Source organism: Streptomyces sp. NPDC037271 (assembly GCF_055603605.1).
This window is the reverse complement of record NZ_JBVJVN010000004.1, coordinates 296343-311623: the sequence shown is the minus strand read 5'-3', so window position 1 is coordinate 311623 and position 15281 is coordinate 296343. Positions and strand designations below refer to the sequence as shown.

The window sequence follows — 15281 nt, the reverse complement described above, 5'->3', positions numbered from 1 at the left end:
GACGACCGGCGGGGGCGTTCCCCGTCCGTCCCGAAACTTTCGGGCACTGCCGTCCCGTTGACGCCCCGACGCGCACTGGTGACACTCCGAGGGCACGCCATCCAACAGAAACCCTCAGACTCCCACAGGAAGTGTCATGCGCCGTCACACCGCCCGTCGCACGCTCCTGGTCCCCTTCCTCGCCCTCCTCCTCGCCCTGCTCGCCGCCCCGCCGGGCACCGCACACCCGGGAGCGCCACCCGTGCAGAAGACCCCCTACGCCGGTTACCTCTTCGCCTACTTCACCGGCGAGGGGACCGCCGACGGCGAGCAGATCCGCTACGCCCTCAGCCGCGGCAACGACGCCCTGCACTGGCGCGAACTGAACGCGGGCAAGCCCGTGCTGACCTCCACGATCGGCGAGCAGGGCCTGCGCGACCCGTTCGTGATCCGCTCCCCCGAGGGCGACAGGTTCTACATGATCGCCACCGACCTGCGCATGTACCGGGGCAGCAGCGGCAGCTGGGACGAGGTCCAGCGGCACGGCAGCAAGTCGATCATGGTCTGGGAGTCCACCGACCTGGTCCACTGGACCGACCAGCGCCTGGTGAAGGTCTCCCCGGACAACGCGGGCAACACCTGGGCGCCCGAGGCCTACTGGGACGACGAGCTCGACGCGTACGTGGTCTTCTGGGCGTCGAAGCTCTACGCCGACGACGACCCGGACCACACCGGCTCGACGTACAACAAGATGCTGTACGCGACCACGAAGGACTTCCGCACCTTCAGCGAGCCGAAGGTCTGGAACGACCCGGGCTACTCGGTCATCGACTCCACGGTCGTCGAGCACGACGGCACGTACTACCGCTACACCAAGGACGAGCGCGACCCGTCCTCCGGCTCGCCCTGCTCGAAGTTCATCACCGGCGAGAAGTCGGCTTCGCTGACCGACACCTCGTACGACTTCGTCTCCGACTGCATCGGCCGGGGCGCGATGGACCGCGGCGAGGGGCCGACGGTGTTCAAGTCCAACACCGAGGAGAAGTGGTACCTGTTCGTCGACGAGTACGGCGGCCGGGGCTACCTCCCCTTCGAGACCACCGACCTCGACTCGGGCGAGTGGACGCCGTCGACCGACTACCAGCTGCCCGCCAGCCCCCGGCACGGCACGGTGATCCCGGTGACGCGGGCGGAGTACGACCGGCTGCTGGCCGCCTACCCCGCGAGCCCCGCCTCGGTCGTGGACGCCACGGCACGCGGACAGAAGGGCTGGGCCGTCGTCAGCGAGGAGACGGGCAAGGTCGTCCTGCCGATGGAACCCCGCGCCAACCTGCGCGACCTCGCGCCGAGGCTGTACGTCGGCGAGGGCGCGACGGTCACCCCGAGGCCCGGTACGCGCCGCGACTTCCGCAGGCCGCAGACGTACACGGTGACGGCCGCCGACGGCACGAAGCGCACCTGGACGGTGGAGGCGGTGCCCACCCGCAGCCCGGTCCTGCCCGGCCTGTACGCGGACCCCGACGTGCGGTACATGGACGGCCGGTACTGGATCTACCCGACGACGGACGGCTTCCCCGGCTGGAGCGGCACGCGGTTCAAGGCGTTCTCCTCCAAGGACCTGGTCCACTGGAAGGACCACGGCGTCGTCCTCGACCTGGGGCCGGACGTGAGCTGGGCCGACAAGAACGCCTGGGCGCCGGCGATCGCCGAGCGCGGCGGCAAGTACTACCTCTACTTCAGCGCGGAGCAGCAGATCGGCGTCGCCGTGGCCGACTCCCCGGCCGGCCCCTTCACGGAGGCGCTCGGCGAACCGCTGGTCGCGAAGGGGCGGTTCGAAGGCCAGATGATCGACCCGGCCGTCTTCACGGACGACGACGGCACGTCGTACCTGTACTGGGGCAACGGGCGCGGCTACGTCACCCCGCTGAACGACGACATGGTGTCGTTCGACGCGACGCGCGTGCAGGACATCACCCCGGACGACTTCCGTGAGGGGTCCTTCGTGGTGAAGCGCGACGGGACCTACTACTTCATGTGGTCCGAGGACGACACCCGCAGCGAGAACTACCACGTCGCCTACGCGACCGGCCCGACCCCGCTCGGCCCGTGGACGAAGCGGGGCACGATCCTGTCCAAGCGCCCGGAGTACGGCATCCTCGGCACCGGCCACCACTCCGTGGTCAACGCCCCCGGCACCGACGACTGGTACATCGTCTACCACCGGTTCGCCCTGAACGGCCCCGGCAGGCCCGGCGGGGACGGCACGCACCGGGAGACCACGGTCGACCGGCTGCGCTTCGCGGCGGACGGCACGATCGAGCCGGTGGTGCCGACCCTCGGGTCGGTCAGTCCGGTGCGGCGGTGACCGACTCCAGCCAGGCGAACGCCTCGTCCTGCATACGCCGCGGGAAGGCGTGCCCCACGTCCGGCCAGGTCTCCGTACGCAACCGGCCGGCGGCGCCGCGGGAGTGCCAGACGGCGCGCAGCCGGGCGTAGGCGGTGCGGACGCCCTCGGCGGTGAACAGGGGGTCCTGTCCACCGCCGAGGAACAGCATCGGCTTCGGTGCGGTGATGCTCGCCACGTCGGGCAGGTCGAGGTGGCGGGCGAGCCCGGGGTGCAGCATGTGGAACGCGGACTGCCCGCGCAGGGTGTTGTTGCCGGGCACCAGCATCCCCTTCAGGCCGGTCATCCAGCACACGCTCACCGCGGCGGCGACGTCGTCGCTGAGGGCGGCGGTCTGCCAGGCGCGGTAGCCGCCCATGGAGAAGCCGGCCGCCGCGACCCGGCGGGCGTCCACGCGGTCGAGGCCGGCCAGGAAGCCCGCGGCGCGCTGGTCCTCGCGGGCCAGCAGCCCGGCCAGCGAACTGCCGAGGTGGAAGAGGTTGCTCGCGAGGGCCTGCTGCCGCTCGTAGGTGAGCGGTTCGCGGTCGCCCCAGCCCAGGGCGTCGGCGCAGAACACGACGTAGCCGCGTCGGGCCAGTTCGTCGCCGGGGAAGCGCCCGTCGAAGTGCCGGTCCGCCCAGTCGTCGGCGGCGGCGAGCCGGGTGTCGTCGTACCAGGGCCGGACCAGTTTCTCCTTGCCGATGTCGAAGCGGGAGCCGTGGTCGTGCAGGAGCAGCACGGCCGGGAAGGGCCCGGCGCCGTGCGGGGTGAGCAGGGCGCCGCGGACCCGTCCGTAGCGGGTGAGGGAGAGAGTGACCAGCTCCCGCGTGTACCCCTCGCCGTCGTCGCGGGCGGTGAACTCGGGGGCGTAGGGGGTGTCGTCCTGCCGGTCGACGAGGAGGTGGGCCTCCACGGTGGCGCGGGCGGTGCGCCGCCACGCCTCGAAGTCCCGTACCGGCGAGGTGCCCCAGGCGAGCGGGAAGGTCAGCTCGTCCTTGAGCGCCGGGTGGAACCCGGGCAGCGCAGCGGCCGTGCCGTCGGGCGGGTCACCGGCGGCGGTCATACGGCCGCCAGTCGCCGAGGTACGCCTCCCGGGTGTGCGACGCGGCCTCGGCGCGGGTGAGCCGGGGCCGGTTCTCCGGGACGGTGACCGCGGCGCCGGGGCCGGTGTTGCGGTACTCCCGGAACCGCTGCTCCTGCCAGGGGTGGGCGTCCCGCATGTTGGCGTAGGGAGCGACCGCGTCGATGCCCGCGCCGAGGTGGGTCTCGCGCACGGTGAGCATCGGGCGGGCGGTGGTGTCGGAGCTGGGCACCCAGGGGCGGGCCAGCTTGTAGTAGCCGTCGGGGGCCTCGCTGCTGATCCGGCCGCGCGTGACGAGGTAGCCGCGCGGGTTGGCGCCCGCCGTGGACGGGGCGAACACGAAACCGTAGGGGGCGCCGGACAGGTCGGTGCGGACCAGGGTGCGGAAGTGGCAGCGCTCGTACACGGCCGTCGCCCGGCCGAAGACGAAGTCGACGTCGCCCTCGACGTAGCAGTGGGCGTAGTACTGGCGGGCGAAGTGGCCGAGGTCGCGGCTGTCGGCGTAGAGGGTGTCCTGGTGGCCGAGGAAGCGGCAGTGGTGGAACGCCGAGCGGTCGCCCTGGACCTTGATCGCGACGGCCTGGGTGCCGGTGAAGTCGGGGTGGTCGGCGCGCAGCCAGTCGTTGGCGAAGGTGATCCGGTGGGCCGTGAAGCCGTCGGCGCGCACGGTGGTGGTGGCGGATCCACTGGTGCCGTGGGTGCCGGAGCCGTCGGGCTTGGGCGTTCCTGCCGCGTTGTCGAAGACGATGACGACGTCGCGCGGGTCCGCACCCGCGCCGATCCAGGTCGCCCCGGTGCGGTCGGCGTCCACGGAGACCGTCTCGCGGTAGGTGCCGGGGGCGAGGACGAGCGTCCAGCCGGGGCCCTCGGCGGCGGTCACGGCGGCCTGGACGGAGGTGAAGTCGCCGCGGCCGTGCGGGTCGACGTACAGGGTCTTCGGGGTGCGGCGGGCGGCCGGTGAGCCGTACCTGCCGAAGGGCCGCGGGCGCGGCCGGGTGCCGGCGGCGGCGGGGCCGGCCGCGAGGCCGAGGGCGGCGCCCGCGCCGGCGGTCGTCAGGAGGAAGCCTCTGCGGGACAGGGCGGGTCGGTGCATGCCGGTGCTCCTTCGGGTGCGCGGTTGCGGGGGCGCGTGCGTTGCGGGTGCGTGCGTTGCGGGGGCGTTTCGGTACGCGTGTGCGCGCGTTGCGGGGGCGTATGCGGTGCGGGTGTGTTGCGGGTGCGGGTGTGTTGCGGTGCGGAGAGGGCCGGGGCGGTGCGGGCGCCCCGGCCCTCGGTTCGGGGGGTGTCAGCGCAGGCGGCCGGCGCCCGCGCCGTGGCCGACGACGAAGGGGACCGCCCAGGCCGGGAGGACCTTGGTGCGCAGGGTGGGCGTCCAGCCCGCGCCGGAGCGCAGCGGCGCGTCCGGGTTCGCCGCGTTGTGCGCGGCGATCAGGTCGACGCTCCGGCCGTTGACGCGGTTGTGCGCGGCGGTGAGCGGCGAGTCGTTCCACCGCTTCAGCACCTTCTCGGGGCCGACGCCGTCCGGCAGGGTGAAGGCGTTGTGCTCGGCGACGAGCTGGGACTCCTTGCCGACGCCGAAGCTGTAGGCGTAGTCCTCGCCGGCCACGAAGTGGTTGTTGTAGACGTCGACCTGCCCGAACCGCACCCGGGGCGCGCGCTCGACGAGGCCCTTGAAGAGGTTGTGGTGGAAGGTCGTCCTGAGGTGCCCGCGGTCACCGGCGGCGGTGGACTCGCTGTCGCTGTTGCCGATCAGGATCGTCTTGTCGTGCTCGGTGAAGACGTTCCAGGAGGCGGTGACGTGGTCGGCGCCCTTCACGATGTCGAGCTGGCCGTCGTGCTGCTGGTACAGCATGCCGAAGTAGGTGGGCGCCTCGCTGTCGGGGTGCTCGCCGTCGGTGAACGTGTTGTGGTCCAGCCAGACGTGCGTCGACCCGTGGACGACGGCGCTGTCGTACTCGGAGTTCCAGTTGCCCTTGTCGCCGTCCGTGGGGTCCCACTGCGGGAAGCAGTCCACGGGGCTCTCGAGCGTCAGGTTGCGGACGATGACGTTGTCGACGCCCTTGATCTGCAGGCTGGCGCCCTTGATGCCGGCGTTCCGCCCGACGCCGATGATCGTGGTGTCGGCGGGGATGTTCGCCTTGATGGCCTGGTCCTGCCGGGCGGCGGAGGCGCGGCGCAGGCCCTCGGGGCTGGCGTCGGGCTCGTCGCTCAGGTCGGTCTCCAGGCCCCAGTTCTCGGGGGAGTACTTCTCCAGGTAGGCGTCGAAGTCGTAGCCGGGCACGGCGAAGGCCTCGCAGCCCTCGGAGACGGCGTCGATCGTGCCCTTCACCTTGATGATCCTCGGGGCGTCGCCGTCGGCGGCGAGGGCGGCCTTGAACTCGGCCCAGGTGGTGACGGTGTACACGTGTTCCGCGTCGGCGGCGGACCCGCCGGTGGTGCCGGTGCCGTGGGAGGCCCAGCCGTCGTTCGCCGGCAGCGTCTGCCGGGCGGTGTCGCGGGGGCGGTGGTGGTCGGGGCGGGCCTGCGCGGTGGCGGCGGTCAGGCTCAGCACGAGGGCGGTGCAGCCGGCGAGCGCGGCGGCTCTACCCATGGCATGCCCATGCCATCTGCGTGTGCTCATGGTGCGGCTCTCCCTTTCTCGGGGGTGGAGGTGGTGTTACGCGGTGGCCGGCGCCGGCCAGCTGATCCAGGACTCGGGGATCTCCTCGTCCAGCCGGCGCACGTCCCGGCGCGCCAGCACCCGCGTGCGCAGCAGCTCCCGCGCGACGAGCCGGGCGACCGCGATCGCGCCGGGCGGGTTGAAGTGGGTGTTGTCCTGCTCGGTGGCGGTCCAGTTGAAGTACGCCTTGGTCCCCTCCCCGCCGAGCCGCTGCCACAGCGCGAGCGACAGCGCCTGCGCGTCGAGCAGCGCCACGCCCTCCTCCCGCGCGAGCGCCCGCATCGCCGCCGGGTACTCCCCGTGACTGGGCACCGCGTCGCCCGCGGCGTCGAACCGCCGCCGCTCCACGGGTGTGGCCAGCACCGGCCGCGCCCCGCGGGCCCGGGCCCCGTCGACGTACAGCCGCAGGTGGTCCTGGTACGTCGTCCACGGCTCGGTGTAACGGGTGGGGTCGGCCTGCTTCTCGTCGTTGTGCGCGAACTGGACGAGCAGGAAGTCGCCCGGCCGGATCGCGTCGAGGACGGCGTCGAGCCGTCCTTCGTCGACGAAGCTCTTGGAGCTCCGCCCGTTCACGGCGTGGTTGGCGACGCGGAGGTCCTTGCGGAGGAAGAACGGCAGCGCCATCCCCCACCCCGTCTCGGGCGCGGCGTCGGCGTACTTCTGCGCGGCGGTGGAGTCGCCGGCGATGTAGAGGGTGCGGGGGCGGCGTCCGCCGGCCTGCGCGGTACCGGTGGCGGCGAACGCCAGGGGGAGGGAGGCAAGGGCTGCGGTAGTGACCTGTCTTCGGGTGACGGACATCGGCACACCTTTCAGCAGAGGCGAGAGGGCCGGCCAGGGGCGCGGGGCTGCATCCCTGTCGGCTCGGCCGCGCGGGCGCGACCAGCCAGGGACGGCCTGCGGCCCGCACACCGCAGACCGCCCCACGGCGATTTCCAGCACAGGACGGTCAGCCCATCTGCTCCGTCCACTCGGTCTGCGCCTCGTTCAGCTTGTCGGCCAGAGAGTCCAGGAAGTCCTTCGCGCTCATCTCCCCGAGCAGCACCTTCTGGAACTGCGGCTCACTCTCCGACTTGGACAGCGTGTTCCAGTCCGGCAGGTAGTACGGCAGCTGGACGATGGTCGTGGACCCGTCGTTCAGCGCCTCGGCCGCCAGCTTGGTGGGCTCGGCCTTCTGGATCCACGCGTCCTTCGAGGCCTCGGTGTTCGACGGCACCTGCCCGGCCGACTCGTTGAACCTCGAGTTCTGCTCGGGCGAGGTGGCGAACTCGATGAACTTCCAGGCGGCCTCCTTGTTCTTGGAGCTCTTGAACACGCCGAGCCCGTCGACCGGGTTGGACACCTGCACCCGCTTGCCGGAGGCGCCGACCGGCTGCGGGATGCCGCGGAACTTCTCGACGCCGAGCGCCTTCACGTGGTCCTGGTAGGAGCCCAGGTTGTGGTTCAGCATGCCGATCGTGCCGGTGTCCCACTGGGCGGTCATCTTGGCGAAGTCGTTGTTGACGTCGGCGGCCGGCGTGACCTTCTTGTAGAGGGCCGCGTACTTCTCCAGCGCCTCGACGTTCTTCGGGTCGTTGACCGTGGTCTTCTTCTTGCCGGCGTCCCAGAACGAGGTGATGCCGGACTGCCCGTACATCGCGTCGAGCGCCTGGGCTATGGAGCCGGAGCCGCCGCGGATGGTGTAGCCGAACTCGTTCTTGTCCTCGTTGGTCAGCTTCTCGGCGGCCTCGTAGAACTTGTCCCACGTCGTCGGCGCGTCCAGCCCGGCCTTCTCGAACAGGTCGGTGCGGTAGTAGAGGACGCCGTTGTTCGCGGAGGTCGGCACCGAGTACAGCGTGCCGTCGCCACCGCCGGCCGCCTTCAGGGACTCGACCATGTCCTTGTTGAGCTTGCCGTTCAGCGAGGACTTGGCGAGCCGGTCGTCCAGCGGCTCCAGGGCCTTCTGGGCCGAGAACCCGGCGAGCATCGCCGCGCCGACACCGCCGACGTCCGGCAGGCCGCCGCCCTGGATGGCGGTGTCGACCTTGGACTGGTACTCGGTGGCGGCGATCCCGACGTACTCCACGTCGATGTCCGGGTTCGCCTTCTCGAAGTCGGCGATGATCTCCTTCCAGACGGCCGTACGGATACCGCCGTTGTTGTCCCAGAAGACGATCTTCCCCGTGCCGCTGCCCTCGGCGCCCTTGTCGCCGCCCGCCCCGCTGCCGTCGTCACCGCAGGCGGTGGCGGTCAGCGCGAGCACGGCCCCCAGAGCTACGGCGGCGGATGCCCGGCGCCCGCCTGTGCTTCTGCTGCTGCGATTGCTGATCTTCATTGGTCGGCTCTCTTCTTCTGGATCCAACGGTGCGGTGGAACGGTGCGGTGAAACGTGCTGAACACGTGGGGGGGTCAGTGGGTGGCCCGGTGCAGTGCGTGGACCGGTACATGGGCCGGTACACGGGCCGGTGCGTGGTTCAGTGCGTGCCGAGGTGCTTCTGCGGCCCGGAGAAGCGCTTGACCAGGGCCGGAACGGCGGCCGCCGGGTCGAGCCGGTAGTCGTAGAAGTCGCCCGGTTCGAAGGCGTCGCCCCACGCGTCGTGCCGGCCGGTCGTGTCCTTCAGGATCGATCCGCGCTGCACCAGTTCCGCGGTGGCGTCCGCCTGGTGGGGGTGCTGGACACCGTCGTAGTAGCTGTTCTCGATGACCATCCGGGTCGCGCCGCGCGCCCAGTTCCCGTACGTCCACTGCGGGTCGCCGTCGTCGACCTGGGCGGAGAGGTAGTTGTTGTACAGGTGGGCGTAGGCGCAGTTGTCCGCGGACGGGTTGCGCTGCTTGGTGCCGGTGAACCAGTTGTGGTCGATGGTGATCTGGGTGCGGACGTTGTCCGTCCAGCCGATGCCGAGCGCCTTGTTGTGGTTCTCGAACCGGTTGTAGGAGACGGTGACGTACTCGCTGTCCTTGCGGATGTCGAGCAGTCCGTCGCCCATGTGCGTGAGGCGGTTGTGGTCGATCCAGACGTGGTGGACGGAGTCCATCTGGATGGCGTCGAAGTCGGTGGTCTTGCCGTCCCAGTCGCCCTCGACGTAGCTGCCGCGGATCGTCAGGTTGCGGATGATCACGTTGTGCGTGCCGGGGTTCAGGTGCAGCTCGCCGTGGACGATCTCGCCGGTGTCGCCGACGCCGATGATCGTCTTGTCGGAGCCGACCACGATGTCCGAGCCGAAGGGCGCGACGGCGATGGTGCCCGCCACCCGGATGACGTACGGCTCCTCGGCCGCCGCGTACTTCGCCAGCGCGGCCTGGTCCGTGACGGTGACGACCTCGCCGCCCGCGCCGCCGGTGGTGCCGCCGGCGAGGGAGGCGAAGCCGTGCGCCCGGCCGGTGGGGCGAGGCGTCCCCGTCTCCCCGGCCGGGGCGGCCTGGACCTCCCCGGCCGTTCCGAGGGCCAGGGCGGCGACCAGACCGAGGACGGAGGCCAGGATCCTGCCGGATCCCGGCAAGCGCTTGCGACGGAAGTGCGTCATTGCGGCTCCCAACGGGCGTACGGGTGAGGGGGGTTACTGGGGTCCGATCCGGAAGTGCGTGAAGGTGGCCGCGCCGGCGTGTCCCTGGCCGGCGGGTGCGAGCGCGAACAGGCCGAGCAGGGCACCGACCCAGCGCCAGGGGGTGGCGGCGAACTCCTGGCCGGTGGGGCGCGGGCCGTCGCCGAGGTCGTAGGAGAACCGGCAGCGGGCCCCGGCACCGGCCTCGACCCGCAGCCTTACCCGTCCCCCGGGTACGGGGCGGGGGTGGTCGGCGTCCCGCTCGGTCTCGGCCACCGACTCGGCGAACCGGTGCACCAGGTGCACGGTCCCGTCCGCGCCCCGCTGGAGCCCGATCCAGCGGTAGGCGTCGCCGAGCACCGCGAGACCGGCCCGCGCGCCCGGTTCCCCGGCGTCCAGGCGCAGCTCCACCTCGATGACCGCGGGGTCGCCGGGCAGCCGCTGGGTGAGCACGTTCGGCAGTCTGCGCAGGTCGTGCGCGTCGGCCGAGCGTACACAGGCGAGCCGGAGCCCGTCCCCGGTGTGCTGGGTGGCCCAGCCGTCGCGGGGGTTGGCCGTCCACGACCACTGGCGGCCGAACCGTCCGCCGGGGAAGTCGTCGTCGGTCGCGGGCGCGGCGGGCGGCTGCGGCGGCAGGCCGGGGCGCGGGTGCTCGGCGACCGGGGCGCCGTCGTCGCCCAGTACCGGCCAGCGGTCCGCACCCCACCTCATCGGCTGGAGGTGGACCACCCGCCCGTACGCCCCGCGCTGCTGGAAGTGCAGGAACCAGTCCTCGCCGGTCGCCGTGCGCACCCAGCCGCCCTGGTGGGGGCCGTTGACGTCGGTGTCCTTCTGCTCGAGGACGACCTTCTCCTCGTACGGCCCGAAGAAGCCGCGGGAGCGGAAGGCTCCCTGCCAGCCGGTCTCCACTCCCCCGGCGGGTGCCAGGATCCAGAACCAGCCGTCGTGCTTGTAGAGCTTGGGCCCCTCCAGGGTGAACCAGCCGGGGAGGCGGTCGGCGTCGACGATCACCTTGCCCTCGTCGAGGAGGCCGGTGCCGTCGGGGTGCATGCGGTGGCCGGTGAGCCGGTTCTTGATCCCGGAGCGGGACCTGGCCCAGGCGTGCACGAGGTACGCCTCGCCGGTCTCGTCGTCCCACAGGGGGCAGGGGTCGATCAGGCCCTTGCCGGCCTTCACCAGGTGGGGCGCGGTCCACGGGCCCCGGATGTCGGGGGCGTTGACCTGGAAGATCCCGTGGTCGGGGTCGCCCCAGAAGATCCAGAAGCGGCCCGCGTGGTGGCGCAGGGACGGGGCCCAGACGCCGCAGTCGTGGCGGGGCGTCGCGAACGCCTCCGCCGGTTCCAGGCGGGGCAGGGCGTGCCCGACCAGGGTCCAGTTGACCAGGTCGCGGGAGTGCAGGAGCGGCAGGCCGGGAACGCGGCCGAAGCTGGAGGCGGTCAGGTAGAAGTCGTCGCCGACGCGGACGACGTCCGGGTCGGACCAGTCGGCGTTCAGGACGGGGTTGGTGTACGTGCGCGCGGTCTCGGGGGTCACGGGCTCACCGCCTTTCGTACGAGGGTGGCGGCGCCGTCGGCGTCGAGGCGGCCGTCGGCGACGACGGTGACGATCCGGCGGACGACGGTGCCGCCCGGGGCGAGAGCCAGCCGTTCGTCGTGGGCCAGGGAGGAACCCACCCCCGGGTACTCCTCGGTGCGGACGAACCAGGGGTCGCGCCGGGTCTCCTCCGTGGCCCCGGCGAACACCAGCGACCACGTGTCGCCGGTGAGGGCGAGCCAGTCGGCGCGGCTGCCGTGCACGTCCCGCTCGCCCTCGCGGCCGGCGGTGAAGACCCGGGGGGCCGCGCTCTCCTTGCGGGCGCGCCAGAAGAAGCCGCCGTAGGCCGCGCCGGGGCGCCCGTTGGTGGCGGGGCTGCCGATGGTGAGCGGGTCCGCGGTGACGTTGGTGAGGGAGAAGGTGAAGTCCAGCGCCCAGGCCGCGGCGGTGAGTCCGGTGGCGGCGACGGTGCGGCGCTCGCGCAGCAGCTCGGTGCCGGCGGCGACCCAGCGCAGCTCCTCGACGAAGCCGTCGGGGTCGCGGAGCTGGAAGGCGGTGTGCCGCTGGGCGCCGTGGTTGTCGAGCTCGGTCGGCCCCTGGTCGCGGACGTAGGTGCGCCCGCCCCAGAAGTTGTGCCCCTCGACGTCGGGAACGGCGACACCGACGCCGAGGTGATGGAGGTGGTCGGCGGGGCTGAACTCGGTCACGGCCGTGCCGGCCAGGGTGGTGACGGGGTGGAGGCAGGGGCGCGGGGAGAGCCGGGCGGGCAGTTCCGGCCGGGTGACGTACCGGCCGACGGGGCGGCCCGCCACGCGCAGCACCGGGGAGTCGTTGCCGGTCATCGTGTGCTCACCTCGTTCAGGGGGTGCTCCGTGCGCGGCGCCCAGGGCGCGCCCAGTTCGGAGTAGAGGGAGAGGGTGTCGGCGGCGGCGGCCACCAGGCCGTCGATGCCGGGGACCACGCGGCGGTTCTCACCGGGGACGTGGCGCCAGGCGGCGTCGGGCAGCCGGTCCGGGTCGGGGGCCCGGCGGATCGCCTCGACGACCCGCATGAAGGCGCCCGTCCCGTCCGGCGGGACCAGCAGGCCGGCGCCGGTGGTGAGGTGGGCGACCAGGTTCTCCAGCAGGTCGGTGCGGCCGTACTGGTACTCCTCGGGGCCGTGGCCGCCGCGCTGGAGCAGGACGCGGTCCTGCTTGTACCAGAAGGTGACGCGTCCCCTGCTGCCGTGCAGCAGGACGTACGGCTCGTCCGCCCGCTCCGCGCACAGGGTCGCGGCGACGGTGACGCGCAGGCCGCGCGTGGTGGTGACGCGTACGCAGGAGGTGTCGTCGGCCTCGATGTCGTTGGCGTGGCTGAGTTCGGTCTCGATGCCGGTGACGTCCTCGGCACGGCTGCTGTCGCCGAGCGCGAGGGCGGTGGCGACGGCGTGCGCGAGGGGGTTGGTCAGCGCGCCGTCGATCACGTCGACGCCGTTCAGGCGCCGCCGGCCCGACCAGGGCGCACGGCGGAAGTAGGCCTCGTCGCGCACCCAGGCGCCGGCCCCGCCGATGCCCACCACCTCGCCGATCGCGCCCTCGGCGACCAGGTCGCGGATGGCCGGCACGGCGTGCGAGCCCAGCGACTGGAACCCGACCTGGCAGGCGACGCCGGCCTCGGCGACCCCGTCGGCCATCCGGCGGAACTCGGCGTACGACGGTGCCGGGGGCTTCTCCAGCAGCAGGTGCACACCCCGGCGGGCGGCGGTCAGCGCGAGGTCGGTGTGGGTGGGGATCGGCGTGCAGATCACGGCGATCCGGGCACCGGTGGAGTCGAGCAGGGCGCCGAAGTCGGCGGACTGCTCGGGGAGCTCCCCGCCGGCCTCCTCCTCGGTCAGCGGCGTCAGCTCGCAGATGCCGGCCAGCCGGACCAGCCCCGCCCGCTCCAGGCGGCGGATGTTGGCGACGTGCCAGCGGCCGTGGCCGCGGGCGCCCGCCAGGACGACGGGCAGCGGTGTCCTCATCGCGGCCTCCCCGCGCCCGCGCCCCTCGCCACCGCCCGGTCGGCCGCGGCGGTGTCCTCGACCGGGACGAGGGGGTCGCGGCCGATGCCGTGGGGGGCCCGGCCGGTGCCGCGGACCTCGTGCCCGGTGTCACCCGGGTCGTCGGCCCGCGCCGGCACGCGGAGCAGGCTCGGCCGGGTGGCGGCCACCGCCGCCTGACGCAGTCTCATCCCTTGACCGCCCCCGCGCTGAAGCCGGTGATCAGCCACTTCTGGATGAAGGCGAACACGAGCACCACGGGTACGGCCGCGATGATGCCGCCGGCGGCGAGCGCGCCGAGGTCGACGCTGTCCGCGCTCATCAGGGTGTTGAGGCCGACCGGGATGGTCTGCTTGTCCTGGTTGTTGAGGAACATCAGGGCGAACAGGAAGTGGTTCCAGGAGTGCACGAAGGCGAAGGAGCCGACGGCGATCAGGCCCGGCCGCAGCAGCGGCAGGACGACGACCAGGAAGGCCCGCATCCGTCCGCAGCCGTCGACCCAGGCGGCCTCCTCCAGGGAGTACGGCACGTTCTTGATGAAGTTGCTGATCAGGATGATCGACAGCGGCAGTTGGAAGACCGTCTCGGCGATGATGACGCTGCCGAGCGAGTTGATCATCTGCAGTTCGGCGAAGATCTCGAAGAGCGGGACCAGCAGCAGTGCGCCGGGCACGAACTGGGAGCAGAGCAGGGCGAGCATGAAGGCCCGCTTGATCTTGAAGTCGAACCGGGCGAGGGCGTAGCCGCCGGCCAGGGCGACGAGTGTCGTCATCACCAGGGTGGCGAGCCCGACGTACACGCTGTTCTCGAAGAAGGTGCCGAAGCTGCGGTCCGTCCACACCTTCTCGAAGTGGTCGAAGGTCATCGGCCAGGGCACGAGCGAGGTGGAGCCGGCCGGGCGCAGCGCGAAGAGCAGGATCCAGTAGAACGGGATCAGGGTGAAGACGAGGTAGATGCCGAGCGGCAGGTAGATCTGCCAGCGGGGGACCTCGTCCCAGGCGGGGCGGCGCTTCTTCGCCGGCCGCGGTGGTTCGTGGTCGGCCCGCGCGGGCACGGGGGCGGGCGCGGTGGCCTCCTTGGTGATCACTTGTTCTCGCCTCCGAACTTGCTCAGCCGCAGGTAGACGATCGAGCAGAAGAGCAGGATCACGAACGCGACCGTGGTGAGGGCCGACGCGTAACCGAAGTCGTGGGCGTCGACGCTGGTGTTGGCGATGTACAGCGGCAGTGTGGTGGTCACTCCCGCGGGTCCGCCGCCGGTCAGGGTGTAGAGCAGGTCCACGTTGTTGAACTCCCACACCGCGCGCAGCAGCGTGGACAGGATGATGGCGTCCTTCAGGTGGGGCAGCGTGATGTGCCAGAACTGCTTGAACCGGCTCGCCCCGTCGACCTCCGCGGCCTCGTACAGGTCCTTCGAGACGGACTGGAGGTCGGCGAGGATGAGGATGGCGAAGAAGGGGACGCCGCGCCACAGGTCGGCGACGACGGCCGCGGAGAACACGGTCGAGGTGTCCGACAGCCAGCTGGTGCCGTAGTCGCCGATGCCCATGTCGGCGAGGTAACGGGTGATGCCGGTCTGGGAGTTGTAGAGCAGCACCCAGATCGCGGAGGTCAGCACGCCGGAGACGGCCCACGGGGAGAAGACCAGGGCTCGCCCGATGCCCCGGCCCACGAAGGTCTGGTTGACGATGAGCGCCAGTGCCAGGCCGAAGAGCAGCTGCAGGCCGACCTCGACGAAAACCCACTTGGCGCTGAAGACGAGGGTGTCCCAGAAGATGGGGTCGTCGGTGAAGATCTTGACGAAGTTGTCGAAGCCCGCGTAGCCGTTCCGCCACGGTTTGGTGGGGTTGTACTCCTGCAGGCTGTAGTAGAAGACGCTGATGACCGGGTAGGCGATGAAGCCCAGCATCAGCAGGGCGGCCGGTCCGATCAGCAGGTACGGGAGCCTGCGCGGCGTGGCGGAGGCACGGCGCCGCCGGGGTGGCGCGGGCGGTTTCGCCACGGCTGCGGCTTGGGCCATGACAGTTCTCCGTTCTGGTGCGTCATGCGTGGGTGGTGCGCGGTTCGTTCGGGAAGCGCTTTCTCCGGGTGCAGGGGTGTGCGCGGTCCTGC

12 protein-coding genes and 1 pseudogene are annotated in these 15281 nt (G+C 71.8%); 1 reads left to right on the top strand and 12 read right to left on the bottom strand.

The window, feature by feature from the left end; all coding sequences use genetic code 11:
• Positions 1-136 precede the first annotated feature (136 nt).
• On the top strand, positions 137-2344 hold the full coding sequence (locus ACZ7G3_RS11245; protein WP_470924839.1) for a glycoside hydrolase family 43 protein: 2208 nt from the start codon (positions 137-139) through the stop codon (positions 2342-2344).
• Here the strand turns inward: ACZ7G3_RS11245 and ACZ7G3_RS11240 are convergent.
• The 12 genes and pseudogenes from ACZ7G3_RS11240 to ACZ7G3_RS11185 form a co-directional block, all read right to left on the bottom strand.
• Positions 2325-3425: a dienelactone hydrolase family protein gene (locus ACZ7G3_RS11240; RefSeq protein ID WP_470924838.1), complete on the bottom strand. Its 1101-nt coding sequence runs from the start codon at positions 3423-3425 to the stop codon at positions 2325-2327. The two genes, ACZ7G3_RS11245 and ACZ7G3_RS11240, sit on opposite strands and share 20 nt — an antisense overlap.
• Positions 3409-4536: a pectinesterase family protein gene (locus ACZ7G3_RS11235; RefSeq protein ID WP_426599542.1), complete on the bottom strand. Its 1128-nt coding sequence runs from the start codon at positions 4534-4536 to the stop codon at positions 3409-3411. Before ACZ7G3_RS11235 ends, ACZ7G3_RS11240 begins: the two co-directional genes overlap by 17 nt.
• Before the next feature lie 192 nt (positions 4537-4728).
• Entirely contained in the window at positions 4729-6063 is a 1335-nt protein-coding gene (locus ACZ7G3_RS11230) for a pectate lyase family protein (RefSeq protein ID WP_470924836.1), read from the bottom strand.
• Between the two features lie 36 nt (positions 6064-6099).
• Entirely contained in the window at positions 6100-6900 is an 801-nt protein-coding gene (locus ACZ7G3_RS11225) for a rhamnogalacturonan acetylesterase (protein ID WP_470924834.1), read from the bottom strand.
• Between the two features lie 148 nt (positions 6901-7048).
• Complete coding sequence (locus ACZ7G3_RS11220) at positions 7049-8413, bottom strand: ABC transporter substrate-binding protein (RefSeq protein WP_426599545.1); 1365 nt, start codon at positions 8411-8413, stop codon at positions 7049-7051.
• A gap of 145 nt (positions 8414-8558) precedes the next feature.
• Positions 8559-9602 (bottom strand): annotated as a pseudogene (locus ACZ7G3_RS11215) (pectate lyase family protein); the annotation flags it as partial.
• Positions 9603-9635: 33 nt separating this feature from the next.
• Positions 9636-11153 carry a glycoside hydrolase family 43 protein gene (locus ACZ7G3_RS11210; protein ID WP_470924832.1) on the bottom strand — a complete coding sequence of 506 codons (1518 nt, stop codon included), beginning with the start codon at positions 11151-11153 and terminating at the stop codon, positions 9636-9638.
• Positions 11150-11995, bottom strand: a complete 846-nt coding sequence (locus tag ACZ7G3_RS11205; protein ID WP_470924831.1) for a DUF6807 domain-containing protein — start codon at positions 11993-11995, stop codon at positions 11150-11152. Before ACZ7G3_RS11205 ends, ACZ7G3_RS11210 begins: the two co-directional genes overlap by 4 nt.
• The gene (locus tag ACZ7G3_RS11200; protein ID WP_470924830.1) at positions 11992-13152 is read right to left on the bottom strand and encodes a Gfo/Idh/MocA family protein; all 1161 of its coding nucleotides are present in this window, start codon (positions 13150-13152) and stop codon (positions 11992-11994) included. Before ACZ7G3_RS11200 ends, ACZ7G3_RS11205 begins: the two co-directional genes overlap by 4 nt.
• Entirely contained in the window at positions 13149-13361 is a 213-nt protein-coding gene (locus tag ACZ7G3_RS11195; protein WP_470924828.1) for a hypothetical protein, read from the bottom strand. The genes ACZ7G3_RS11200 and ACZ7G3_RS11195 overlap by 4 nt, the downstream gene beginning before the upstream one ends.
• Entirely contained in the window at positions 13358-14257 is a 900-nt protein-coding gene (locus ACZ7G3_RS11190; protein ID WP_426519264.1) for a carbohydrate ABC transporter permease, read from the bottom strand. The genes ACZ7G3_RS11195 and ACZ7G3_RS11190 overlap by 4 nt, the downstream gene beginning before the upstream one ends.
• Positions 14254-15189, bottom strand: coding sequence for a carbohydrate ABC transporter permease (locus tag ACZ7G3_RS11185; RefSeq protein ID WP_426519262.1), 936 nt, complete (start codon positions 15187-15189; stop codon positions 14254-14256). Before ACZ7G3_RS11185 ends, ACZ7G3_RS11190 begins: the two co-directional genes overlap by 4 nt.
• Positions 15190-15281 lie beyond the last annotated feature (92 nt).

Excerpts from the sequence above, each read along its gene's own strand:
- ACZ7G3_RS11195 (WP_470924828.1), bottom strand. The coding sequence starts at position 13,361 with ATGAGACTGCGTCAGGCGGCGGTGGCCGCCACCCGGCCGAGCCTGCTC.
- ACZ7G3_RS11220 (WP_426599545.1), bottom strand. The coding sequence starts at position 8,413 with ATGAAGATCAGCAATCGCAGCAGCAGAAGCACAGGCGGGCGCCGGGCA.
- ACZ7G3_RS11230 (WP_470924836.1), bottom strand. The coding sequence starts at position 6,063 with ATGAGCACACGCAGATGGCATGGGCATGCCATGGGTAGAGCCGCCGCG.
- ACZ7G3_RS11185 (WP_426519262.1), bottom strand. The coding sequence starts at position 15,189 with ATGGCCCAAGCCGCAGCCGTGGCGAAACCGCCCGCGCCACCCCGGCGG.
- ACZ7G3_RS11245 (WP_470924839.1), top strand. The coding sequence starts at position 137 with ATGCGCCGTCACACCGCCCGTCGCACGCTCCTGGTCCCCTTCCTCGCC.
- ACZ7G3_RS11200 (WP_470924830.1), bottom strand. The coding sequence starts at position 13,152 with ATGAGGACACCGCTGCCCGTCGTCCTGGCGGGCGCCCGCGGCCACGGC.
- ACZ7G3_RS11235 (WP_426599542.1), bottom strand. The coding sequence starts at position 4,536 with ATGCACCGACCCGCCCTGTCCCGCAGAGGCTTCCTCCTGACGACCGCC.
- ACZ7G3_RS11240 (WP_470924838.1), bottom strand. The coding sequence starts at position 3,425 with ATGACCGCCGCCGGTGACCCGCCCGACGGCACGGCCGCTGCGCTGCCC.
- ACZ7G3_RS11225 (WP_470924834.1), bottom strand. The coding sequence starts at position 6,900 with ATGTCCGTCACCCGAAGACAGGTCACTACCGCAGCCCTTGCCTCCCTC.
- ACZ7G3_RS11205 (WP_470924831.1), bottom strand. The coding sequence starts at position 11,995 with ATGACCGGCAACGACTCCCCGGTGCTGCGCGTGGCGGGCCGCCCCGTC.